Below are 18,418 nucleotides of genomic sequence, written 5' to 3'. Positions count from 1 at the left end.
TCTGACGCTCAGGAGCGCTCCTCCAGCAGCGCTCTGACGCCGGCCTCGATCGCGGACACGGCCGATGCGGCGGCGTCAGCGGCATCCGCCTGGGCATCGATGTAGACCTTCAGCTTCGGCTCCGTGCCGCTCGGGCGGACGATGACCCTCGACCCGCCCGTGAGCCGGTATCGGAGCACATCGCCGGACGGTGCGCCGGGAGCCGCCGCGAGCAGGTCCTCGGCGGAGCTCACGGCGAGGTCGCCGATGGATGCGGGCGGCTGCTGGCGCAGCGAGGCCATCACCCGAGCGATGACGCTCAGATCGTCGACGCGGACCGAGACCTGGCCGCTGGCGAAATGTCCATAGGTCTCCCCGATCGCGACGAGCATGTCCGTGAGCGTCTCGCCGCGGCCCTTCGCCTCCGAGGCGAGACCCAGCAGCGCCACCGCGGCGGAGATCCCGTCCTTGTCGCGCACCGTCTCCGGGTTGACGAGGTATCCGAGAGCCTCCTCGAAGCCGAAGACGATGCCCGGCGCCCGTGAGATCCACTTGAATCCGGTCAGCGTCTCCGAGAACCCGAGACCGTGGTGTGCGGCGATCGCCCCGAGGCCGGGGGAGGAGACCAGTGAGCAGGCGAGGGCCGCTCCTGGAATCCCCTCGGCACCGCGCGCGGCGCGCGCGCCGAGCAGGAGACCGACATCGTTCCCGCTCAGTCGGCGCCAGCCACCAGGAGCCGCGCTGTCCGGAACCGCGACGGCCAGTCGATCGGCATCCGGATCGTTCGCGATGATCAGCTCGGCGCGCGCCGAGCGGGCGACATCGAAGGACAGGTTCATCGCGCCCGGTTCCTCAGGGTTGGGGAAGGACACGGTGCGGAACGTCGCATCCGGGTGCAGCTGCGCCCTGACGACGGTCGGCTGGGGATACCCCGCCGCCTTGACGATCCGCGAGAACGTCTCCCAGCCGACGCCGTGCATCGCGGTGTAGACCCACCGCAGCCCCTCGGTGCCTTCGGGGGCGGGAGAGACGGCCGCTGTCGCGGCGATGTAGGCCTCGACGACGTCCTCGCCGGCGACCTCGTAGTCCTCCGAGCGCGCGAGAGCGGTCGTGTCGCCGGCATCCGCCACCCGCTGGATGTGCGCGGCGATCTCGGCATCTGCGGGTGAGACGATCTGCGAGCCCTCGTCCGCTCCGCCGAGATAGACCTTGTAGCCGTTGTCGTTCGGCGGGTTGTGGCTCGCCGTCACCATGACGCCCGCGTCCGCGCCGAGATGACGCACGGCGAAGGCGAGCACGGGAGTCGGGAGCAGCCGCGGCAGCAGGACGGCCCTGAGGCCGGCGCCGGCGAACAGCTCGGCCGAGTCCAGGGCGAAGCGACGGGAGTTGCGCCGACCGTCGTAGCCGATGACGACTGTGGGGACGGCGCCGTTCGCGCGTTCGAGCAGGTAGGCGGCGAAGCCGGCCGCTGCCTGAGCGACGAGGACGCGGTTCATCCGGTTCGGGCCGGCTCCGAGCGCTCCGCGGAGCCCCGCGGTGCCGAAGGCGAGTCGGGCGGAGAAGCGGTCGGCGAGATCGGCCGCGGCTGCGGCGTCGCCGCCCGCCGCGCGCGTGATGACGCCCGCCAGTTCGTCGCGCGTCTCCTGGTCGGGATCCTGCCTCAGCCAGGCCCGCGCCTGGGCGAGCAGCGCGTCGACGCTCACAGCGCCTCGATGACGCGGGCCAGGAGCTTCGTGATCACGGGCTCCGCCTGCTGGCCCGCCTCGATGACCTCCGCGTGGCTGAGCGGCGTCTTCTGGATGCCTGCCGCGAGATTGGTGATCAGGGAGAAGCCGAGGATCTCCATCCCCGCCTCGCGCGCCGCGATGGCCTCGAGGGCGGTGGACATGCCGACGATGTGGCCGCCGATGTGCTTCGCCATCTGCACCTCGGCGGGCGTCTCGTAGTGCGGTCCGCGGAACTGCGTGTAGACGCCCTCGTCCAGCGTCGGATCGATCGAGCGCGCGATGTCGCGGAGGCGCTTGGCGTAGAGATCAGTGAGGTCGATGAACGTCGCTCCCTCGAGCGGCGAATCGGCGGTGAGGTTGATGTGATCGCTGATCAGCACGGGCTGACCGGGCTTCCAGGTCTCGCGGACGCCGCCCGCACCGTTGGTGAGAACCATGATGCGCGCCCCGGTCGCCGCGGCGGTGCGGACTGAGTGGACCACTCGGCGGACGCCGTGACCCTCGTAGTAGTGGGTGCGCGCACCGATGACCAGGACGTGCTTGCCGTCCGGGGTGCGGATGCTCCGCAGGGTGCCGACGTGGCCCTCGAGCGCCGGCTTGGAGAATCCCGTCACCTCGGTGGCGGGGATGGTGGCGACGGTCTCGCCGATGATGTCGGCGGCCTTGCCCCAGCCGCTGCCGAGCGTGAGGGCGATGTCGTGCTTCTCGACGCCGCTGAGCCGGGCGATGTCCGCCGCTGCGGTGGCCGCGATCTCGAACGGGTTCGCGTTCGGGTCGTCGAGGGGGTTGTGGTGAGTGTCGGTCATGCAACCACTCTATGAACGTGACGCGAGCGGGGCCAGGATTGCGGAAGAATGGATTCCATGTCCTCCACCCCTTTCGAGCGCACTCAGCGCGTCGCCGTCCTCGGCGGCGGTCCCGGCGGTTACGAGGCGGCACTGGCCGCCGCCCAGCTCGGAGCGGAAGTGACGCTGGTGGAGCGGGTCGGCGTCGGCGGATCCGCCGTGCTCACGGACGTCGTTCCGTCCAAGAGCCTGATCGCCACGGCGGATGCCGCGGTCGCCATCTCCGAGGCGACCGACCTGGGTGTGCAGTTCTACGCCAAGGGGGAGAACGGCAAGCCCCTCAAGCCCGAGATCGCGATCAATCTCGCCGCGGTGAACAAGCGCCTGCTCGCTCTCGCCGCTCAGCAGTCCGAGGACATGCGCACCACACTGCTCGACGCAGGCGTGCGCATCCTCTCCGGACATGGCAGGCTCGAGGGTCCTGAGTCGATCATCGTGGCGACCGGCCCCGACGGCACGGATTTCGACCGCGTCGAGGCGGACACCATCGTCGTCGCCGTCGGCGCATCGCCGCGCGAGCTCGACTCTGCGAAGCCCGACGGCAAGCGGATCCTCACCTGGACGCAGCTCTACGACATGAAGGCGCTGCCCGAGCACCTGATCGTGGTCGGCTCCGGCGTCACCGGCGCCGAGTTCGCCTCCGCGTACATGAACCTCGGGGCGAAGGTGACCTTGATCTCCAGCCGTGACCAGGTGCTGCCAGGATCCGATCAGGATGCCGCACGCGTGCTGGAGAAGGTCTTCAAGCGCGGCGGCATGCAGGTGCTGTCGAAGTCGCGTGCCGAGAAGGTCGAAAAGACCGAGACGGGCGTCGTGGTGACGCTCTCCGACGGCCGCACGGTGGAGGGCTCGCACTGCCTCATGGCGGTCGGCTCGATCCCGAACACCGCGGAGATCGGACTCACCGAGGCGGGCGTGGAGCTCGACGATTCTGGGCACATCCGTGTGAACAAGGTCGCGCGGACCTCCGTGCCCAACATCTATGCCGTCGGTGACTGCACGAACTTCTTCCCGCTGGCCTCCGTCGCCTCGATGCAGGGTCGCACGGCGGTCTTCCACGCGCTCGGGGACATCGTGATCCCGCTCGAGCTGCGCAAGATCACCTCGAACATCTTCACCGCGCCCGAGATCGCGACGGTCGGGTTCTCCGAGCAGGACGTGGAGGACGGCGTCGCGGACGGTCTGGTGTACAAGCTGCCGCTCGCCGCGAATCCGCGCGCGAAGATGATGGGGATCAAGGACGGGTTCGTCAAGCTCATCGCACGCAAGGGCTCCGGCACGGTCATCGGCGGCGTGATCGTCGCCCCCAAGGCATCCGAGCTCATCTACCCGATCGCCGTCGCGGTGGAGCGCCGCCTGACCGTCGACCAGGTCTCCCGGGTGTTCGCCGCATACCCCTCGCTCTCGTCGAGCATCACGGATGCCTCGCGCGCGATGCACCTCGTCAACATCTCCTGACCCGCCGAGACCTCTCCCGATCGACGAGACCCCGTTCCAGCCGCGCGGCGGGGACGGGGTCTCGTCGTGAAGGAGAGGTCTCGGGCTAGTTGATGGTGAGGAGCTGGTGACCGGCGGACACCGTCGCACCGGCATCCGCGTTGATGTTGCCGACCACGCCGTCCTTGTGCGCCTGCAGCGGCTGCTCCATCTTCATCGCCTCGAGGACGACCACGAGGTCGCCCTTGACGACCTGCTGACCCTCCTCGACGGCGATCTTGACGACGGTCGCCTGCATGGGGGACTTGACCGCATCCCCGGATGCGCCCGCCGAGACGCTCGTGGTGTGACTGCGACGGGACGGAGGGACGGCCGCGGGGCGGCCGGCCGTGCCTGCGGCGACCGCCACGCGGTCCGGCAGACTCACCTCGAGGCGCTTGCCTGCGACCTCGACGACGACGGTGTGACGGCCGGCGGCGGCAGCCGGCGCCTCCAGCTCGCCGTCCCACGCGGGGATGTCGTTCACGAACTCGGTCTCGATCCAGCGGGTGTAGACCCCGAACGCGCCGTCCTCCGCGGTGAACGCGGGGTCGCGCACGACCTTGCGGTGGAAGGGGAGCACGGTGGGCAGACCCGCGACCTCGAACTCGTCCAGCGCGCGACGTGCTCGCTCCAGCGCCTCGGCGCGATCCTTGCCGGTCACGATGATCTTCGCGAGGAGCGAGTCGAACGCGCCCGAGACGGCATCCCCTGCGGTGACGCCGGAGTCCAGGCGGATGCCTGGGCCGCCGAAGGTCTTGAAGACGTGGATCGGGCCCGGCTGGGGGAGGAAGTTCCGGCCGGGGTCCTCGCCGTTGATGCGGAACTCGAAGGAGTGGCCCTGCGGCTCGGGGTCGTCGTAGTCGAGCGTGCCGCCGGCCGCGATGCGGAACTGCTCGCGGACGAGGTCGATGCCGGTGACCTCCTCGGAGACCGGATGCTCGACCTGCAGGCGCGTGTTCACCTCGAGGAACGACACGGTGCCGTCTGCGCCGATGAGGAACTCGCAGGTGCCGGCGCCCACGTAGCCGACCTCTTTCAGGATCGCCTTGGACGCCGCGTAGAGCTGGCGGTTCTGCTCCTCGGTGAGGAACGGCGCCGGCGCCTCCTCGACGAGCTTCTGGTGGCGGCGCTGCAGCGAGCAGTCGCGCGTGGAGACCACGACGACGTTGCCCGCGGCGTCGGCCAGGCACTGGGTCTCGACGTGACGCGGCTTGTCGAGGTACTTCTCGACGAAGCACTCGCCGCGGCCGAAGGCCGCGACGGCCTCGCGCGTCGCCGACTCGAACAGTTCGGCCACCTCGTCGAGCTCGCGGGCGACCTTGAGTCCGCGTCCGCCGCCGCCGTACGCTGCCTTGATCGCGATCGGAAGACCGAACTCCTCGGCGAACGCGACGACCTCCTCGGCACCGGAGACCGGGCCGGGGGTGCCGGGGGCGAGCGGGGCGCCGACCTTCTCGGCGACGTGGCGGGCCGTGACCTTGTCGCCCAGCGCCTCGATGGCAGCGGGCGAGGGGCCGATCCACGTCATCCCCGCATCGATGACCGCGCGGGCGAACTCGGCGTTCTCCGCGAGGAAGCCGTATCCGGGGTGCACGGCATCCGCCCCGGAGCGTCGAGCGATCGAGAGGATCTTCTCGATCTGCAGGTAGGTCTCGGCGCTGGTCGATCCGCCGAGCGCGTAAGCCTCGTCGGCGAGCCGGGTGTGCAGCGCATCCCTGTCCTGGTCGGCGTAGACGGCGACCGAGGCGATGCCGGAGTCGCGGGCTGCGCGGATGATGCGGACGGCGATCTCGCCGCGGTTGGCGATGAGAACCTTGGCGATTGCAGGCATGATTGCCAGCCTAGCGAGTGCGGACGGCAACCCTTTGACGACCCTCCACAAGAAAATCCGTGAAGCGTGTCGGGGAGCCTACGAACCCGATGTCTGCGACCACATCCGGGTCCAGGTGATGCCCAGCTGCGTGGTCAGGGTCCTCAACGTCGAGAGCGACATTCCCACGACCGTGGACGGGTCGCCCTCCACCCGGGTGATGAACGCGCCGCCCAGGCTGTCGACGGTGAACGCCCCGGCGACGTGGAGCGGCTCTCCGGATGCCACGTATGCGGCGATCTCGTCGTCCGTCACGTCATCCGCGAAGGTCACGGAGGCCTCGGCGACCGCGGTGGCCTCCTGCGCGGCGCCGCCGGGGGAGATCCGGTGCACGGAGTGACCGGAGTGCAGCACTCCGGTGCGTCCCCGCATCTCCCGCCACCGCCTGGTCGCCTCCTCGGGCGTGTAGGGCTTGCCGTAGACCCTGCCGTCCAGGGCGAACATCGAATCGCCGCCGATCACGATCCCGTCGAAGGACGGGTCTTCGGCCGCGAGCCGGGCGGCGACGTCCGCCGCCTTCGCCCTCGCGAGCAGGAGCACGAGCTCCGCGGGAGGCAGCGGGGCGCCCCGCTCAGCGGCAGCCGCCGCAGCGACCTCGTCCTCATCGACGTCGGGGGACAGCGTGAGCGGTTCGATGCCCGCCTGACGCAGCAGCATGAGTCGGGCGGGGGACGTCGAGGCGAGGCATACGCGCATGCTCCTACGCTACGCGCTGCGCGGACGTGGGATCCTGGATGGATGACTTCCCCCGCAGGCGACCTGCTCGATCTCGACATCACCGGCATCGCTCATGGCGGCACGTTCGTCGCACGGCACGAGGGGCGGGTCGTCTTCGTCTCCGACGCGATCCCCGGCGAGCGGGTCAGGGCCAGGGTGAGCGACGCGGGCAAGGCGTCGTTCTGGCGCGCGGATGCCGTCGAGATCCTCGACCCATCGCCGCACCGCCGCGCGCACGTCTGGCCGGAGGCCGACATCTCCCGCGCTCCTTCCGACAGGGTCGGCGGCGCGGACCTCGGGCACATCGAGCTCGCCCACCAGCGGGTGCTCAAGCGCCAGGTCCTCGCCGAGGCGCTGGACCGGTTCGCAGGCCACGGCATCCCCGCGCCGGAGGTCCGGGCGCTCGACGACTCGGACGGCACCGGCTGGCGAACGCGCGTCACGCTGCACGTCGGAGAGGACGGCCGGATCGGGCCGTTCGCCGCGCGCAGTCACCGGGTGGTCCCGGTCGGCTCCTATCCGCTCGCGACGCCCGCGATCGCCGATGTCGCCTCGCGGCTGCGCGCCGCGGCACCGGGACGCATCGACCTCATCGAGCCGGCGGACGGCGACGTCCGTGTCCTGCACAAGCCGGACGCTGGCACGGCGCCGGACGCCGGGAATGTCGTCGAACATGTCGGCGAGCGGTCGTTCACCCTCGACGCCTCAGGCTTCTGGCAGGTGCATCGCGGTGCCGCCGCGGCGCTGGACAAGACCGTCCGCAGCCTTCTGGACGGACGGGTGGATGCCGGCAAGACGCATCTGGACCTGTACGGCGGGGTCGGTCTGTTCGCTGCGACTCTGGCCGATCTGGGCGCCGAGGACATCGTCACCGTCGAAGCAGACCGCGGCGCGACGGCCCACGCGGCGCAGAACCTGAAGCCCCTCGACGTCCGTGCCGTCACAGCCAGGGTCGACCGGTTCCTCGGCGTGGAGGACCGCCGACGAGGGCCGGTGCGGGGTCGGCGCCGTCCGAGCAGGACGTCCACTCAGGCGCTGCGGGATCCGGGGGCCTCCTACGGAGTCGTGGTGCTCGATCCACCGCGATCGGGAGCAGGACGGGAAGTCGTGGAAGCCGTCTCCGCCCTCGAACCGCAGTCGATCGTCTACGTCGCCTGCGATCCTGTCGCCCTCTCCCGCGACCTCGGGACGTTCGCAGCTCATGGCTGGACGCCGGTGGAGCTCCGCGCCCTCGACCTCTTCCCGCACACGCACCACTTCGAGGTCGTCGCCCTTCTGACGCGGTGACGCGACGACCGGCGGGGTCGCTAGGCTGGCCGGATGAGCAGGGTGGCACTCATCGACGATCACGAGTCCGTCCGCCTCGGGCTCGAGGCGGCGTGCGAACGCGACGGCGCGCAGACGGTGGCGTTCTCCGGAAGCACGGTGAACTCCTACCTGAGCTGGCGCGCGTCAACCGGTGCGGCGCCCGTCGACGTCGTGGTGCTCGATCTCACGCTCGGTGACGGCACGACCGTCACGGAGAACGTGACGGCTCTCGTCGCCGATGGCTCAGGGGTGGTCATCCACAGCGTCGCGGATCGGCCTGCCGCCGTCAGGGAGGCGCTGCTGGCCGGCGCCGCCGGCGTCATCAGCAAGTCCTCGGCGCTCGACGACGTCCTCGACGCGATCAGAACCGTCGCGCGGGGCGATGCGCTGAACAACGTCGAATGGGCCAGCGCCGTCGAGGGCGACCGCGCCTTCGCAGATGCCCAGCTCTCCGCGCGCGAGCGCGAGGTGCTGCGCCTGTACGCGATGGGCCTGCCCTTGAAGGTCGTCGGCGAGCGGCTAGGAGTCGCCTACTCCACGGCCAAGGAGAACGTCAACCGCATCAGGGTCAAGTACGTCGAGGTGGGCCGTCCTGCCCCCACCAAGGTGGATCTGCTCCGCCGCGCGATGGAGGACGGACTCGTCGCGCCGGACGGCTCATCGCGTGCACACTGAGCAGCCGAGCATCCGCGAGGCCTGGAGTCAGATCCCGTCTCCCGGCTCGGTGGACAGCGGCTTCGAGCGCTTCACGGGGAAGCGGATCGAACGCATCCTCCAGATCGCGGTGGCGATCGGTTCGGTCGTAACCGGGGCACAGGCTCTGCTGGCGGCGATCACGACGATCGCCGTGGTCGATGCGCCGCACGTCACGATGCTCGTCGTCGTCTTCGTGCCGCTGACGGCGATGCTGGTCGCCTGCACGATCGGCCGCGGTGTGCGGGCGACCTCGACCGCCTTCGTCTTCTTCTACGTCGGAGCCCTCATCGCCTGGCCGTTGGTGGTCGACCCCGCCGACCGCGCAGCGGGGCAGCAGCCGTGGATCTTCTTCCTCATCAACGTCGGCTCCGTCGCCGCGATGCTCGCGTTCTCGGCGCGTTTGCAGTACGTCTGGGCCGTCGCCGTCCCGCTCGTATATGGAGCGGTCCGCCTCATCCAGGGCGACTTCTCACGGGAGTTCTGGATCACGACGGCCTTCGACGTCTCGTTCACGATCATCCTCGGTGCCGTCCTCATCTCGCTCGGCTGGATGTTCCGATCCGTCGCGGCAGGTGTCGACGACGCCCGTGGCCGCGCCGTGGCCTCCTATGCGGCGGCGGCGGCGACAGCCGCTGCCGAGCAGGAGCGCGTCGCGGTCGCCGCGCTCATGCACGACAGCGTGCTGGCGGCGCTGATCGCCGCGGAGCGCGCGGAGAGCCCCAGAGCCAGGGACCTCGCCGTCGGCATGGCCCGCGAGGCGCTCACCCGCCTGGCGAACACGGAAGCCGCCGTGCTCGAGGAGGGCACGGATGAACCGGTCGGGCTCACTCAGGTCGTGCTCGAGCTCCGACGGGTCTTGTCGGAGACCGGGGCGGACGCCGTCGTCGAGCAGCGCGGAGGGGTGGGGCTCGTCCCCGACCGGGTGGCCAGGGCGCTCGTCCTCGCGGCGAGGCAGGCGATCGGCAACTCGGTCGCGCATGCGCACGGGCGGGGGCTGCACATCCTGGCCGAGGCGCACGGCGACGAGGGCATCACGGTCACGGTGAGCGACACCGGCGACGGGTTCGATCTCGATGCGGTGGATGAGGACCGGCTCGGCATCCGAGCATCGATCATCGCCAGGATGGCTGCGGTCGCGGGATTCGCCAGGATCGTCTCTGACGGCTCCGGCACCGTCGTCGAGCTCGGCTGGGAGCGCGAATGAACCGCAGCGTGCGCGGAGTCGCGACCTCACTCGCCCTCGGATTCGCCCTCTCCTTCGCCGCGAGGGCGTTGTGGTGGGTCGAGCGTCCGGCGGTGCCGGTGCTGATGGTCTGCTCGATCATCGTCTATCTCGCGTCGATCGCCGTCGTCGTCCTGCTGCGTTCCGAGGCGAGCGTGCGTGCGCCTCTTCCGGCGGTGTTCGTCGCGCTCGTCGCCGCGAGCACCGTTCCCCTGCTCGCTGGTCTGTCCATGCATGCTCCGGATCGGACCGCTCCGTTCGCCACCTGGTACATCGGTGCGATCGGGCTCCTCGCCGTCGTCTGCATCGTGCGGCGGCGGTTCCTCGTCGGCTGGACCGCACTCGCGATCCTCATCGCGATCTCGTGCTGGTCCCTCGGAGCGGCGACCGCGCTCCAGCTCGGGCTGGTCGGATCGATCATGTGGGTCGTCGTCGCGCAGGTGCTCGTGCTGTTCTGGGAGAGGGCCGTGCAGGACACGGAGCGGCTCACCGGGATCCAGCGCGCCGTGTCCGCGTGGCATGCGACCCAGCAGGTGCGTCAGAAGGAGCGGCGGGTGAGGGCGCGGTACGCCCTGTCCGTCGCCGGGCCCGTGCTCAGCAGAACCGTCGCCGCGCACGGGATCCTCACTCCGGAGGAGCGTCTGCAGGCGCGGCTCGCCGAGGGGCGGCTGCGAGATGAGCTCCGCGGCGCCAGTCTTCTCAACGACGCGGTCCGTTCGGCGATCGAGGAGGCCAGGCGCAGGGGCGTGTCCGTCACCGTCTTCGACGAGGGCGGCCTCGACGACCTCGACGACGACAGGCGCGCCGCCATCCGCGATGAGCTCGCCGCGGTCGTGCAAGGCGCCGAGAGCGGACGGCTCATCATCCGGGCGGCCGGAGACCCCATCATCGCCGTCACCGTGGTCGGCCGGACAGGTTCGGGAGACTCGTCCGAAGAGGACAGCGTGTCGCTGTGGCATGAGATCCCGCGCTCGGCACCCGTGCTCTGAGCATGGAGGGCAAGCGCAGAGGTTCGGAAGAGGCGAGGGGCGGCGAAAGCCGCCCGCCCCTCGCCATGCGCGGAACGGTTACCCGAAAACCGTCCGCTGAAGGGCCGGTCGTGCCCTGCCTACCCTGGGACAGGTGGACCGGCCGAACGCAGAGCGTCTCGATCAGTCTTCCCGATGCGTCAAGAGCTTGTCTGTAGGTATTTTGGGGGACAAGCCCGGTGGGCCATGATGGAGCGATGAGCGTGCTGCGCCGTGGGACGAACCTCCCGAGGATGGGGGATTTCAACCAGTCGGTCGTGCTCGAGGCCATCCGTCGGTCCGGTGACGGGCTGAGCAGGACCGAGCTGGTCGAGGCCACGGGGCTGTCGGCCCAGACCGTCACGAACATCACACGCCGGTTGCTGGACGGCGGGCTGATCGAGGAAGCCGGCCGGACCATCAGCGGCCCTGGCAAACCAAGGACGACGCTGCGCCTTCTGCCTGGCAGCCGGCTCTCGATCGGCATCCACCTCGATCCTGCGCTCATCACCGTCGTCCTCCTCGACCTCGGTGGCGCGGTGGTGGCGCGGTCCGTGAAGCGGACGCCGAAGAGCGACCCGCGGCAGGTCATCAGCCTCATGGCGAGGATGGTCGACGACCTCGTCTCCTCGGCGGAGGCCGACCGCTCGGCGATCGCCGGCATCGGAGTCGCGGCACCGGGGCCGCTGGATGCCGCGAGGGGGACGGTGATCGAGCCGCCGAAGCTCCACGAATGGCATCGCGTGCCCCTGCGCGACGCCCTCGCGGCCGCGACCCGTCTCCCCGTCGTGCTGGAGAAGGACACCACTGCGGCCGCCTTCGCCGAACTGTGGACGGGAGACGACCCGGCGGACGTCTCCCTGCTGTTCGTCTATCTCGGAATCGGCATCGGCACGGCGATCGTCCGCGACGGCGAGGTGATCAGAGGCGTGTCGCGCAACGTGGGCGAGGTCGGGCACATCATGGTCGATCCAGACGGACGTGCCTGCGGATGCGGCAAGCGCGGATGCGTGGACGTCTCGTGCACGCCGCAGGCCATCGTGGAGACCGCCGAGCGTGCAGGCCTGTTCGCGGGGGACAGGGATCCCGACGACGCGGGGGCGGTGGACGAGCGCTTCGCCGAGCTGTGCGCCAGGGCGGGGGCGGGCGATCGCGTTGCACAGGGCATCCTCGAGGACGCGGTGCGCGATCTCTCCGTGCTCATCTCGGCGCTGGCCAACGTGTTGGACGTGGGCAGGATCGTGCTCGGCGGGCCGTTCTGGAACCGGCTGTCCGAGATCAGCATGCGTTTGCTGCCCGAACTGCTCGACCGGCAGAGCGCGACGAGAGATGTGCGGACGCTGCCCGTGGCCGGATCGGTCGTCGGAGAGGACGTCGCCGCGGTCGGTGCGGGGTGCGTCGTGCTCGCCGACGTGCTCGCCCCTCGGGCGTCCTCGCTGCTCTTCGAGGCCGTGGAGATCGAGCACGGAGGCTCTTGACCGTATTAATCCAGTCGATTTAGTATTTAGGCATCCGCCCTTCGACTGGAGCCCATCACGTCATGCACCTCAACGCCGAGCTGGTCGAGGCACGTATCCGCAGATTCATCCGTGAGCGCCTGACGCCCGCGATCCACCGCACGAGTGCACCGCTTGAGCTCGCGGCGTGGCAGGCTCCCGGCGAGCCGGTGCCTTTCGATGAGGCGCGGTCTCAGACGTTCGCCCCCTTCGCCGTCGGAACGCCATGGGGACGGCCGTGGTCGACGCTGTGGCTGCGCGTCACAGGCATCGTGCCTGAGCGCGTAGAGGGGCACAGTGCGGAGTTGCTCTTCGACCTCGGGTTCAGCGCCGCGGACCCAGGGTTCCAGGCCGAAGGCACCGTCTATCGGGCGGACGGCTCCATCGTGAAGGCGGTGGAGCCGCGCAACGCCCACGTCCCGATCGAGGGCGAGCCGGGGGATGCCATCGAGCTCTACCTCGAAGCGGCGGCCAATCCCGACGTCGGAGACGGCTTCCACGATTTCGCTCCGACGCCGCTGGGTTCCTGGGAGACGGCGGGCGACGATCCGATCTACATCTTCCGCCGTGCGGACATCGTCCAGCGCGATGTCACCGTCTGGGAGCTCGTCCAGGACGCCGCCGTGCTGGTCTCCCTCATGGAGCAGCTCGCCGAGACGCCGCGCAGGGCCGCGATCCGCCGGGCGCTCGAGCGGATGGTGGACGTCGTGGATCCCGATGACGTCGCCGGGACGGCCGCCGCAGGCCGCGAGGCGCTCGCCGCCGTGCTCGCCTCGCCGGCGTCGGCATCCGCTCATCGGGTGCATGCCGTCGGGCATGCCCATATCGATTCCGCCTGGCTCTGGCCGGTGCGCGAGACCCAGCGCAAGGTCGCGAGGACGTTCTCCAACGTGCTGTCCCTGCAGGAGGAGGACGACGAGATCGTCTTCGCCGCCTCCTCTGCGCAGCAGTACGCGTGGATCAAGCGCTTCCAGCCGGAGCTCTTCGCGCGGCTCAAGGCAGCCGTCGCCGACGGTCGCTTCATCCCAGCCGGCGGAATGTGGGTTGAGTCGGATACCAACCTCCCCGGCGGCGAGGCGCTGGCGCGTCAGTTCATCCGCGGCAAGCGCTTCTTCCTGGAGGAGTTCGGAGTCGAGCCGATGGACGTGTGGCTGCCGGATTCCTTCGGCTATACCGCGGCGCTTCCGCAGATCGCCCGCGCCGCGGGCTCCAGGTGGATGCTCACGCAGAAGCTCTCCTGGAACGAGACGAACACGATGCCCCATCACACCTTCCGGTGGGAGGGCATCGACGGCACGGGCATCTTCACCCACTTCCCGCCCGTGGACACCTACAACTCGCAGCTCAGCGGCGAGGAGCTCGCCCGCGCCGAGCGTCAGTTCGCCGACAAGGGGGTGGCGAACACATCGCTCGTCCCGTTCGGCTACGGCGACGGCGGAGGAGGGCCGAACCGCGAGATGGCGGCGGCGGCTCGGCGGCTCAGGACGCTGGAGGGCTCGCCGACGGTGACCCTCTCGAGCCCGCGCGGCTTCTTCGAGGCTGCCGAGGCGGAGTACGAGAACCCGCCGGTGTGGAGCGGAGAGCTGTACCTCGAGTTCCATCGCGGTACCTACACCTCTCAGGCGAGGACCAAGCAGGGGAACAGGCGCAGCGAGCACGCGCTGCGCGAGGCCGAGCTGTGGGCGACCGCCGCCGCACTGCGCGGTGCGCCGTATCCCTACGACGACCTCGAGGCGGCATGGGAGACTGTGCTGCTCCAGCAGTTCCACGACATCCTCCCCGGCAGCTCGATCGCATGGGTGCACCGCGAGGCAGAGCGCCGGTACGCCGAGGTCCTCGACCTCGCCGAGCGGCTCACCGCGACGGCCTTGCGCGATGTCGCCGGGGACGGCGACGTGCTGCTGGCGGCCAATGCCGGGCCGCTGGAACTCTCAGGTGTGGCTGCGTCAGGGGTTGCAGCCGCGTCGCAGGTCTCTGGGGAGCCTGCGACGGCCTCGCGGACGACGGGCGGCTTCGAGCTGTCGAACGAGCACCTCCGGGTCCTCGTCGACGATGCGGGCCACATTGCCTCGCTCGTCGTCCGCGGCACAGGCCGGGAGGCCATCGCTCCGGGGGCGGTGGGCAATCTGCTGCAGGTGCACCGCGACACGCCGACGCAATGGGACGCCTGGGACATCGACGAGCACTACCGCCGGCACGCGATCGATCTGACGGACGCGACGTCCGTCGACATCGTCGAGCACCCGACGGCGGCAATCGTCTGCGTGGTCCGCCTATGGGGGGCATCGCGGATCACGCAGACCCTGACCCTGCATCCCGACGCGCGCAGCCTCGACATCGAGACCGTCGTCGACTGGCACGAGCGCCAGAAGCTCTTGAAGCTCGCCTTCCCGCTCGACGTCCACGCCGATCGGGCCACGAGCGAGATCCAGTTCGGCCACGTGCACCGCCCGACGCACGCGAACACCTCGTGGGATGCGGCGCGGTTCGAGACGGTCGCGCATCGATGGGTGCACGTCGGCGAGCCCGGCTTCGGCGTCTCGATCGCGAACGACGCGACATACGGGCACGACATCGGCAGAACTCCGCGTGAGGGAGGGGGAGCGGCGACCACCGTCCGGCTGTCCTTGCTGCGGGCTCCGCTGTATCCGGATCCGGATGCCGATCAGGGCGAGCACGTCTTCCGCATCAGCATCCGCCCCGGCGCGGGAATCCCGGACGCCGTGCAAGACGGGTACCGCCTGAATCTGCCGCTTCGAGAGTTCTCCGGCGCGCACACGGTCGAGCCGCTGCTGCGCTCGTCCTCCGATGCCGTGGTGGTCGAGGCCGTCAAGCTCGCGGAGGACCGAAGCGGAGACGTGATCGTGCGGCTCTACGAAGCGCATGGTGCACGGTCCGCCGCCCGGCTGTCCACAGCGTTCGACTGGGAAGCGGTCGAGGAGACCGACCTCTTGGAGCGCCGCGTCGAGGGCGGCGCGGTCGCCGCGGCGCAGAGCGCGGGCATCGATCTCGTGCTGCGCCCGTTCCAGCTCGTCACGCTTCGATTCCGGAACCCGTCTGAACCGAGCTGAGCGGAGCGCAGCGCTGAGCGCTGTCAGCCCGTGAACCGCCCCCAGGGGATGTCTCGCCGCAACGGGGTGCGCAGCGGACGCTGCGTGCGCTGCCACGCGGACGCGCGCGGTTCGTCCGCGACGGCCTCCGCCGCCTCTCGGGCGTAGGCGTCGCTGACGACGGCGATGAGGGCGGCGAGCTCCTCCTCGGTCGCCGTCCCGCGCGTGATCTCGATGGCGGGAGGGGGCTGTTCGATGTCGCCCGCCTCGGCCGGCTGCGCGGTCACAGCGGGATGTTCCCGTGCTTCTTGGGCGGCAGCTCCGCGCGCTTGCCGCGCAATGCGCGCAGCGCCTTGGCGATGGAGACACGAGTGTTCGCCGGCTCGATCACACCATCGATCTCCCCGCGTTCCGCTGCGAGGAAAGGGCTCGTGACGCTGTAGGTGTACTCGTTGGCGAGGCGTGTGCGGACGGCGGCGACGTCCTCTCCGGCCTCCTCGGCCTTCTTGATCTCGCCGCGGTAGAGGATGTTCACCGCGCCCTGACCACCCATGACGGCGATCTCCGCGGTCGGCCACGCGAGGTTCACGTCGGCGCCGAGCTGCTTCGAGCCCATCACGATGTACGCCCCGCCGTAGGCCTTGCGCAGGATGACCGTGACCAGCGGCACGGTCGCCTCGGCGTAGGCGTAGATGAGCTTCGCACCGCGACGGATCACGCCGGTCCACTCCTGATCGGTGCCAGGCAGGTATCCGGGCACGTCCACGAGCGTCACGATCGGGATCGAGAAGGCATCGCAGAATCGCACGAAGCGGCTGGCCTTCTCGCCGGCCTCGATGTTGAGCGTTCCCGCCATCTGAGACGGCTGGTTGGCGATGATGCCGACCGAGCGGCCCTCGATGCGCCCGAAACCGATGACGATGTTCGGCGCGAACAGCGGCTGCACCTCGAGGAAGTCGCCGGCATCCACGACGTGCTCGATGACGGTGTGGATGTCGTACGGCTGGTTGGGGGAGTCCGGGATGAGGACGTTGAGCGTGCGGTCGGCGTCTGTGGTCTCCCACTCGAAGCCGCTCTCGTAGCCGGGGATCTCGGCCATGTTGTTATCCGGCAGGAAGCCGAGGAGCGTGCGCGCGTAGTCGATCGCGTCGTCCTCGTCGGAGGCGAGGTAGTGCGCGACGCCGGAGCGGGTGTTGTGCGTGAGCGCACCACCCAGTTCCTCCATGCCGACGTCCTCGCCCGTGACGGTCTTGATGACGTCGGGGCCCGTGACGAACATCTGGCTGGTCTTGTCGACCATGATGACGAAGTCGGTGAGCGCGGGACCGTAGACGGCACCACCGGCTGCCGGGCCCATGATGATGGAGATCTGCGGGATGACACCGGAAGACCGCGTGTTCAGCCGGAAGATCTCCCCGTACTTGCTGAGGGCGAGGACGCCCTCCTGGATGCGTGCTCCGCCGGAGTCCAGGATGCCGATGATCGGCATCCCGCCGGTGAGGGCGAACTCCATGATCTTGATGATCTTGTCGCCGGAGACCTCGCCGAGCGAGCCGCCGAAGGTGGTGAAGTCCTGCGAGTACACGGCCACGGTGCGGCCGTGGATGGTTCCGATACCGGTGACCACGGAATCGCCGTACGGGCGGTTGCGGTCCATGCCGAAGGACGTGGTGCGATGGCGGACATACTCGTCGAACTCGACGAAGCTGCCGGGGTCGACGAGGAGCTCGATGCGCTCGCGGGCGGTCATCTTGCCCTTGGCGTGCTGCTTCTCCTTCGCCTTGGCCTCGGCGGCGACGACGGCCTCGTCGTAGCGTGCGCGCAGATCCGCGATTCGGCTGGCAGTGGTCAAGGGTTCGGGCTGTTCCGTCACGGATTCCACCCTAGCGCCGGGTCGTCGGCGACCGTTGGATGCTCGGCACAACGGGTCGGGGAATCCTTTGGCGATCGGCCTCGAACGCTTGACCTCGACCCTCGGGTGCGCCAGTCTTGCCCGGCCGGCATCACGCCGAGAGAGGACCCCGACATGACCCGCGTGCGCATCGACATGATGATCTCCTTGGACGGCTTCGCGACGACGGCCGATCAGACCCCCGAGAACCCGATGGGAGAGGACTGGGGGCGGCTCACGGCGGACTACGCGGCCACGAGGACCTTCCGCCGACGCGTTTTGGGGGAGAGCGGCGGCGAGGGGACCACCGGCGTCGATGAGGCTCACGCGGCGGCCTACTTCGAGGGCGTCGGCGCGGAGATCATGGGAGCCGGGATGTTCGGGCTGCACGCGAACCCTGACGACGCCAACTGGCGCGGATGGTGGGGGGACGAGCCACCGTTCGGCGTGCCCGTCTACGTGCTCACCCGCACGGCGCCCCGAGAGGCGCTTCCCATGAAGGGCGGGACGACGTTCCACTTCCGTGATGCGCCGATCGGGAGCGTGCTGGCCGAAGCGGTCGAGGCAGCGGCGGGACGCGACGTCCGCATCGGCGGCGGTGTGAGCACGGCGAACGCCTTCCTCCGGGCGGGGCTGGTCGATCGACTGCATCTTGCGATCAGTCCGCTCCTGCTCGGCAGGGGCGAGCGGCTCTGGGAGGGACTGCGCGGCCTCGAGCTGACGCACGAGGTCTCCTCGGAGGTGGCCGAGAGCGGTGTGATCCACGTCGTCTTCACCCGGCGCACAGGCGGAGAGCGCTGACGCGTTCATACGACGAACCTCCAGAGGTACTCCAGGCCATCCGCCTGCCGGAACCAGGCGAGCGTGACGACGACGTCATCGAGTCCGGCGGCGCACAGACAGAGCTCGATGCGCTCGTTCGGGATGACCTGCCCCCAGAGGCGGGTGCTTTCGCCGTCGCCCCCGTCGGAGTGGAAGGCCCGCACGAAGTCCACCGCGTCACGACCTTCGTTGATCACGACAGGGTGAGCGGTGTCCGTGCGGTCGACCCGCCACGGCACGCGGTAGGCGACGGCCGGCGGCCGCTGCGCGGGATCGATGGGAATCAGCATGCCCCACACGGTATGAACG

15 protein-coding genes are annotated in these 18,418 nt (G+C 69.8%); 8 read left to right on the top strand and 7 right to left on the bottom strand.

The genetic code is table 11. From position 1 onward, the window contains the following. Positions 1-8: 8 nt before the first annotated feature. Positions 9-1,682, bottom strand: a complete 1,674-nt coding sequence (locus tag ACWGJP_RS00415) for a phospho-sugar mutase (protein WP_452327771.1) — start codon at positions 1,680-1,682, stop codon at positions 9-11. Then, positions 1,679-2,512 carry a purine-nucleoside phosphorylase gene (locus ACWGJP_RS00410; protein WP_452327770.1) on the bottom strand — a complete coding sequence of 278 codons (834 nt, stop codon included), beginning with the start codon at positions 2,510-2,512 and terminating at the stop codon, positions 1,679-1,681. Before ACWGJP_RS00410 ends, ACWGJP_RS00415 begins: the two co-directional genes overlap by 4 nt. Positions 2,513-2,560: 48 nt before the next feature. On the opposite strand from ACWGJP_RS00410, the gene ACWGJP_RS00405 reads away from it, so the two are divergent. Then, positions 2,561-4,009: an NAD(P)H-quinone dehydrogenase gene (locus tag ACWGJP_RS00405; RefSeq protein WP_452327769.1), complete on the top strand. Its 1,449-nt coding sequence runs from the start codon at positions 2,561-2,563 to the stop codon at positions 4,007-4,009. 85 nt (positions 4,010-4,094) lie between these two features. On the opposite strand, the gene ACWGJP_RS00400 is transcribed toward ACWGJP_RS00405, so the two are convergent. Further along, on the bottom strand, positions 4,095-5,861 hold the full coding sequence (locus ACWGJP_RS00400; RefSeq protein WP_452327768.1) for an acetyl/propionyl/methylcrotonyl-CoA carboxylase subunit alpha: 1,767 nt from the start codon (positions 5,859-5,861) through the stop codon (positions 4,095-4,097). Between the two features lie 78 nt (positions 5,862-5,939). Continuing rightward, a complete protein-coding gene (locus ACWGJP_RS00395; protein ID WP_452327767.1) occupies positions 5,940-6,596 on the bottom strand; it encodes a Maf family protein in 657 nt (218 codons plus the stop codon). A gap of 42 nt (positions 6,597-6,638) precedes the next feature. On the opposite strand from ACWGJP_RS00395, the gene ACWGJP_RS00390 reads away from it, so the two are divergent. From ACWGJP_RS00390 to ACWGJP_RS00365, 6 genes are all read left to right on the top strand, one after another. Beyond that, positions 6,639-7,904, top strand: a complete 1,266-nt coding sequence (locus ACWGJP_RS00390; protein ID WP_452327766.1) for a class I SAM-dependent RNA methyltransferase — start codon at positions 6,639-6,641, stop codon at positions 7,902-7,904. Positions 7,905-7,937: 33 nt separating this feature from the next. Next, the gene (locus tag ACWGJP_RS00385) at positions 7,938-8,600 is read left to right on the top strand and encodes a response regulator (RefSeq protein ID WP_452327765.1); all 663 of its coding nucleotides are present in this window, start codon (positions 7,938-7,940) and stop codon (positions 8,598-8,600) included. Continuing rightward, on the top strand, positions 8,590-9,825 hold the full coding sequence (locus ACWGJP_RS00380; RefSeq protein ID WP_452327764.1) for a sensor histidine kinase: 1,236 nt from the start codon (positions 8,590-8,592) through the stop codon (positions 9,823-9,825). The genes ACWGJP_RS00385 and ACWGJP_RS00380 overlap by 11 nt, the downstream gene beginning before the upstream one ends. Continuing rightward, a complete protein-coding gene (locus ACWGJP_RS00375) occupies positions 9,822-10,832 on the top strand; it encodes a hypothetical protein (protein WP_452327763.1) in 1,011 nt (336 codons plus the stop codon). The genes ACWGJP_RS00380 and ACWGJP_RS00375 overlap by 4 nt, the downstream gene beginning before the upstream one ends. 236 nt (positions 10,833-11,068) lie before the next feature. Continuing rightward, positions 11,069-12,328 carry an ROK family transcriptional regulator gene (locus ACWGJP_RS00370; RefSeq protein ID WP_452327762.1) on the top strand — a complete coding sequence of 420 codons (1,260 nt, stop codon included), beginning with the start codon at positions 11,069-11,071 and terminating at the stop codon, positions 12,326-12,328. A gap of 62 nt (positions 12,329-12,390) precedes the next feature. Beyond that, positions 12,391-15,417, top strand: a complete 3,027-nt coding sequence (locus tag ACWGJP_RS00365) for an alpha-mannosidase (protein WP_452327761.1) — start codon at positions 12,391-12,393, stop codon at positions 15,415-15,417. Positions 15,418-15,440: 23 nt separating this feature from the next. Here ACWGJP_RS00365 and ACWGJP_RS00360 read toward each other — a convergent pair whose 3' ends face one another. Both ACWGJP_RS00360 and ACWGJP_RS00355 read right to left on the bottom strand, forming a co-directional pair. After that, positions 15,441-15,683 carry an acyl-CoA carboxylase subunit epsilon gene (locus ACWGJP_RS00360; RefSeq protein WP_452327760.1) on the bottom strand — a complete coding sequence of 81 codons (243 nt, stop codon included), beginning with the start codon at positions 15,681-15,683 and terminating at the stop codon, positions 15,441-15,443. Further along, complete coding sequence (locus ACWGJP_RS00355; RefSeq protein ID WP_452327759.1) at positions 15,680-17,278, bottom strand: acyl-CoA carboxylase subunit beta; 1,599 nt, start codon at positions 17,276-17,278, stop codon at positions 15,680-15,682. The genes ACWGJP_RS00360 and ACWGJP_RS00355 overlap by 4 nt, the downstream gene beginning before the upstream one ends. 144 nt (positions 17,279-17,422) lie before the next feature. Between ACWGJP_RS00355 and ACWGJP_RS00350 the strand changes: the two genes are divergently transcribed. After that, positions 17,423-18,088: a dihydrofolate reductase family protein gene (locus ACWGJP_RS00350; protein WP_452327758.1), complete on the top strand. Its 666-nt coding sequence runs from the start codon at positions 17,423-17,425 to the stop codon at positions 18,086-18,088. Positions 18,089-18,093: 5 nt separating this feature from the next. Here the strand turns inward: ACWGJP_RS00350 and ACWGJP_RS00345 are convergent, their stop codons facing one another. Then, entirely contained in the window at positions 18,094-18,399 is a 306-nt protein-coding gene (locus ACWGJP_RS00345; protein ID WP_452327757.1) for a hypothetical protein, read from the bottom strand. Positions 18,400-18,418: the final 19 nt, after the last annotated feature.

Source organism: Microbacterium sp. NPDC055903 (assembly GCF_053615555.1).
The sequence above is the reverse complement of the archived record's forward strand: the minus strand, read 5'-3'. Positions and strand labels throughout refer to the sequence as shown.

Excerpts from the sequence above, each read along its gene's own strand:
- ACWGJP_RS00410 (WP_452327770.1), bottom strand. The coding sequence starts at position 2,512 with ATGACCGACACTCACCACAACCCCCTCGACGACCCGAACGCGAACCCG.
- ACWGJP_RS00405 (WP_452327769.1), top strand. The coding sequence starts at position 2,561 with ATGGATTCCATGTCCTCCACCCCTTTCGAGCGCACTCAGCGCGTCGCC.
- ACWGJP_RS00400 (WP_452327768.1), bottom strand. The coding sequence starts at position 5,861 with ATGCCTGCAATCGCCAAGGTTCTCATCGCCAACCGCGGCGAGATCGCC.
- ACWGJP_RS00395 (WP_452327767.1), bottom strand. The coding sequence starts at position 6,596 with ATGCGCGTATGCCTCGCCTCGACGTCCCCCGCCCGACTCATGCTGCTG.
- ACWGJP_RS00390 (WP_452327766.1), top strand. The coding sequence starts at position 6,639 with ATGACTTCCCCCGCAGGCGACCTGCTCGATCTCGACATCACCGGCATC.
- ACWGJP_RS00385 (WP_452327765.1), top strand. The coding sequence starts at position 7,938 with ATGAGCAGGGTGGCACTCATCGACGATCACGAGTCCGTCCGCCTCGGG.
- ACWGJP_RS00375 (WP_452327763.1), top strand. The coding sequence starts at position 9,822 with ATGAACCGCAGCGTGCGCGGAGTCGCGACCTCACTCGCCCTCGGATTC.
- ACWGJP_RS00370 (WP_452327762.1), top strand. The coding sequence starts at position 11,069 with ATGAGCGTGCTGCGCCGTGGGACGAACCTCCCGAGGATGGGGGATTTC.
- ACWGJP_RS00365 (WP_452327761.1), top strand. The coding sequence starts at position 12,391 with ATGCACCTCAACGCCGAGCTGGTCGAGGCACGTATCCGCAGATTCATC.
- ACWGJP_RS00350 (WP_452327758.1), top strand. The coding sequence starts at position 17,423 with ATGACCCGCGTGCGCATCGACATGATGATCTCCTTGGACGGCTTCGCG.
- ACWGJP_RS00345 (WP_452327757.1), bottom strand. The coding sequence starts at position 18,399 with ATGCTGATTCCCATCGATCCCGCGCAGCGGCCGCCGGCCGTCGCCTAC.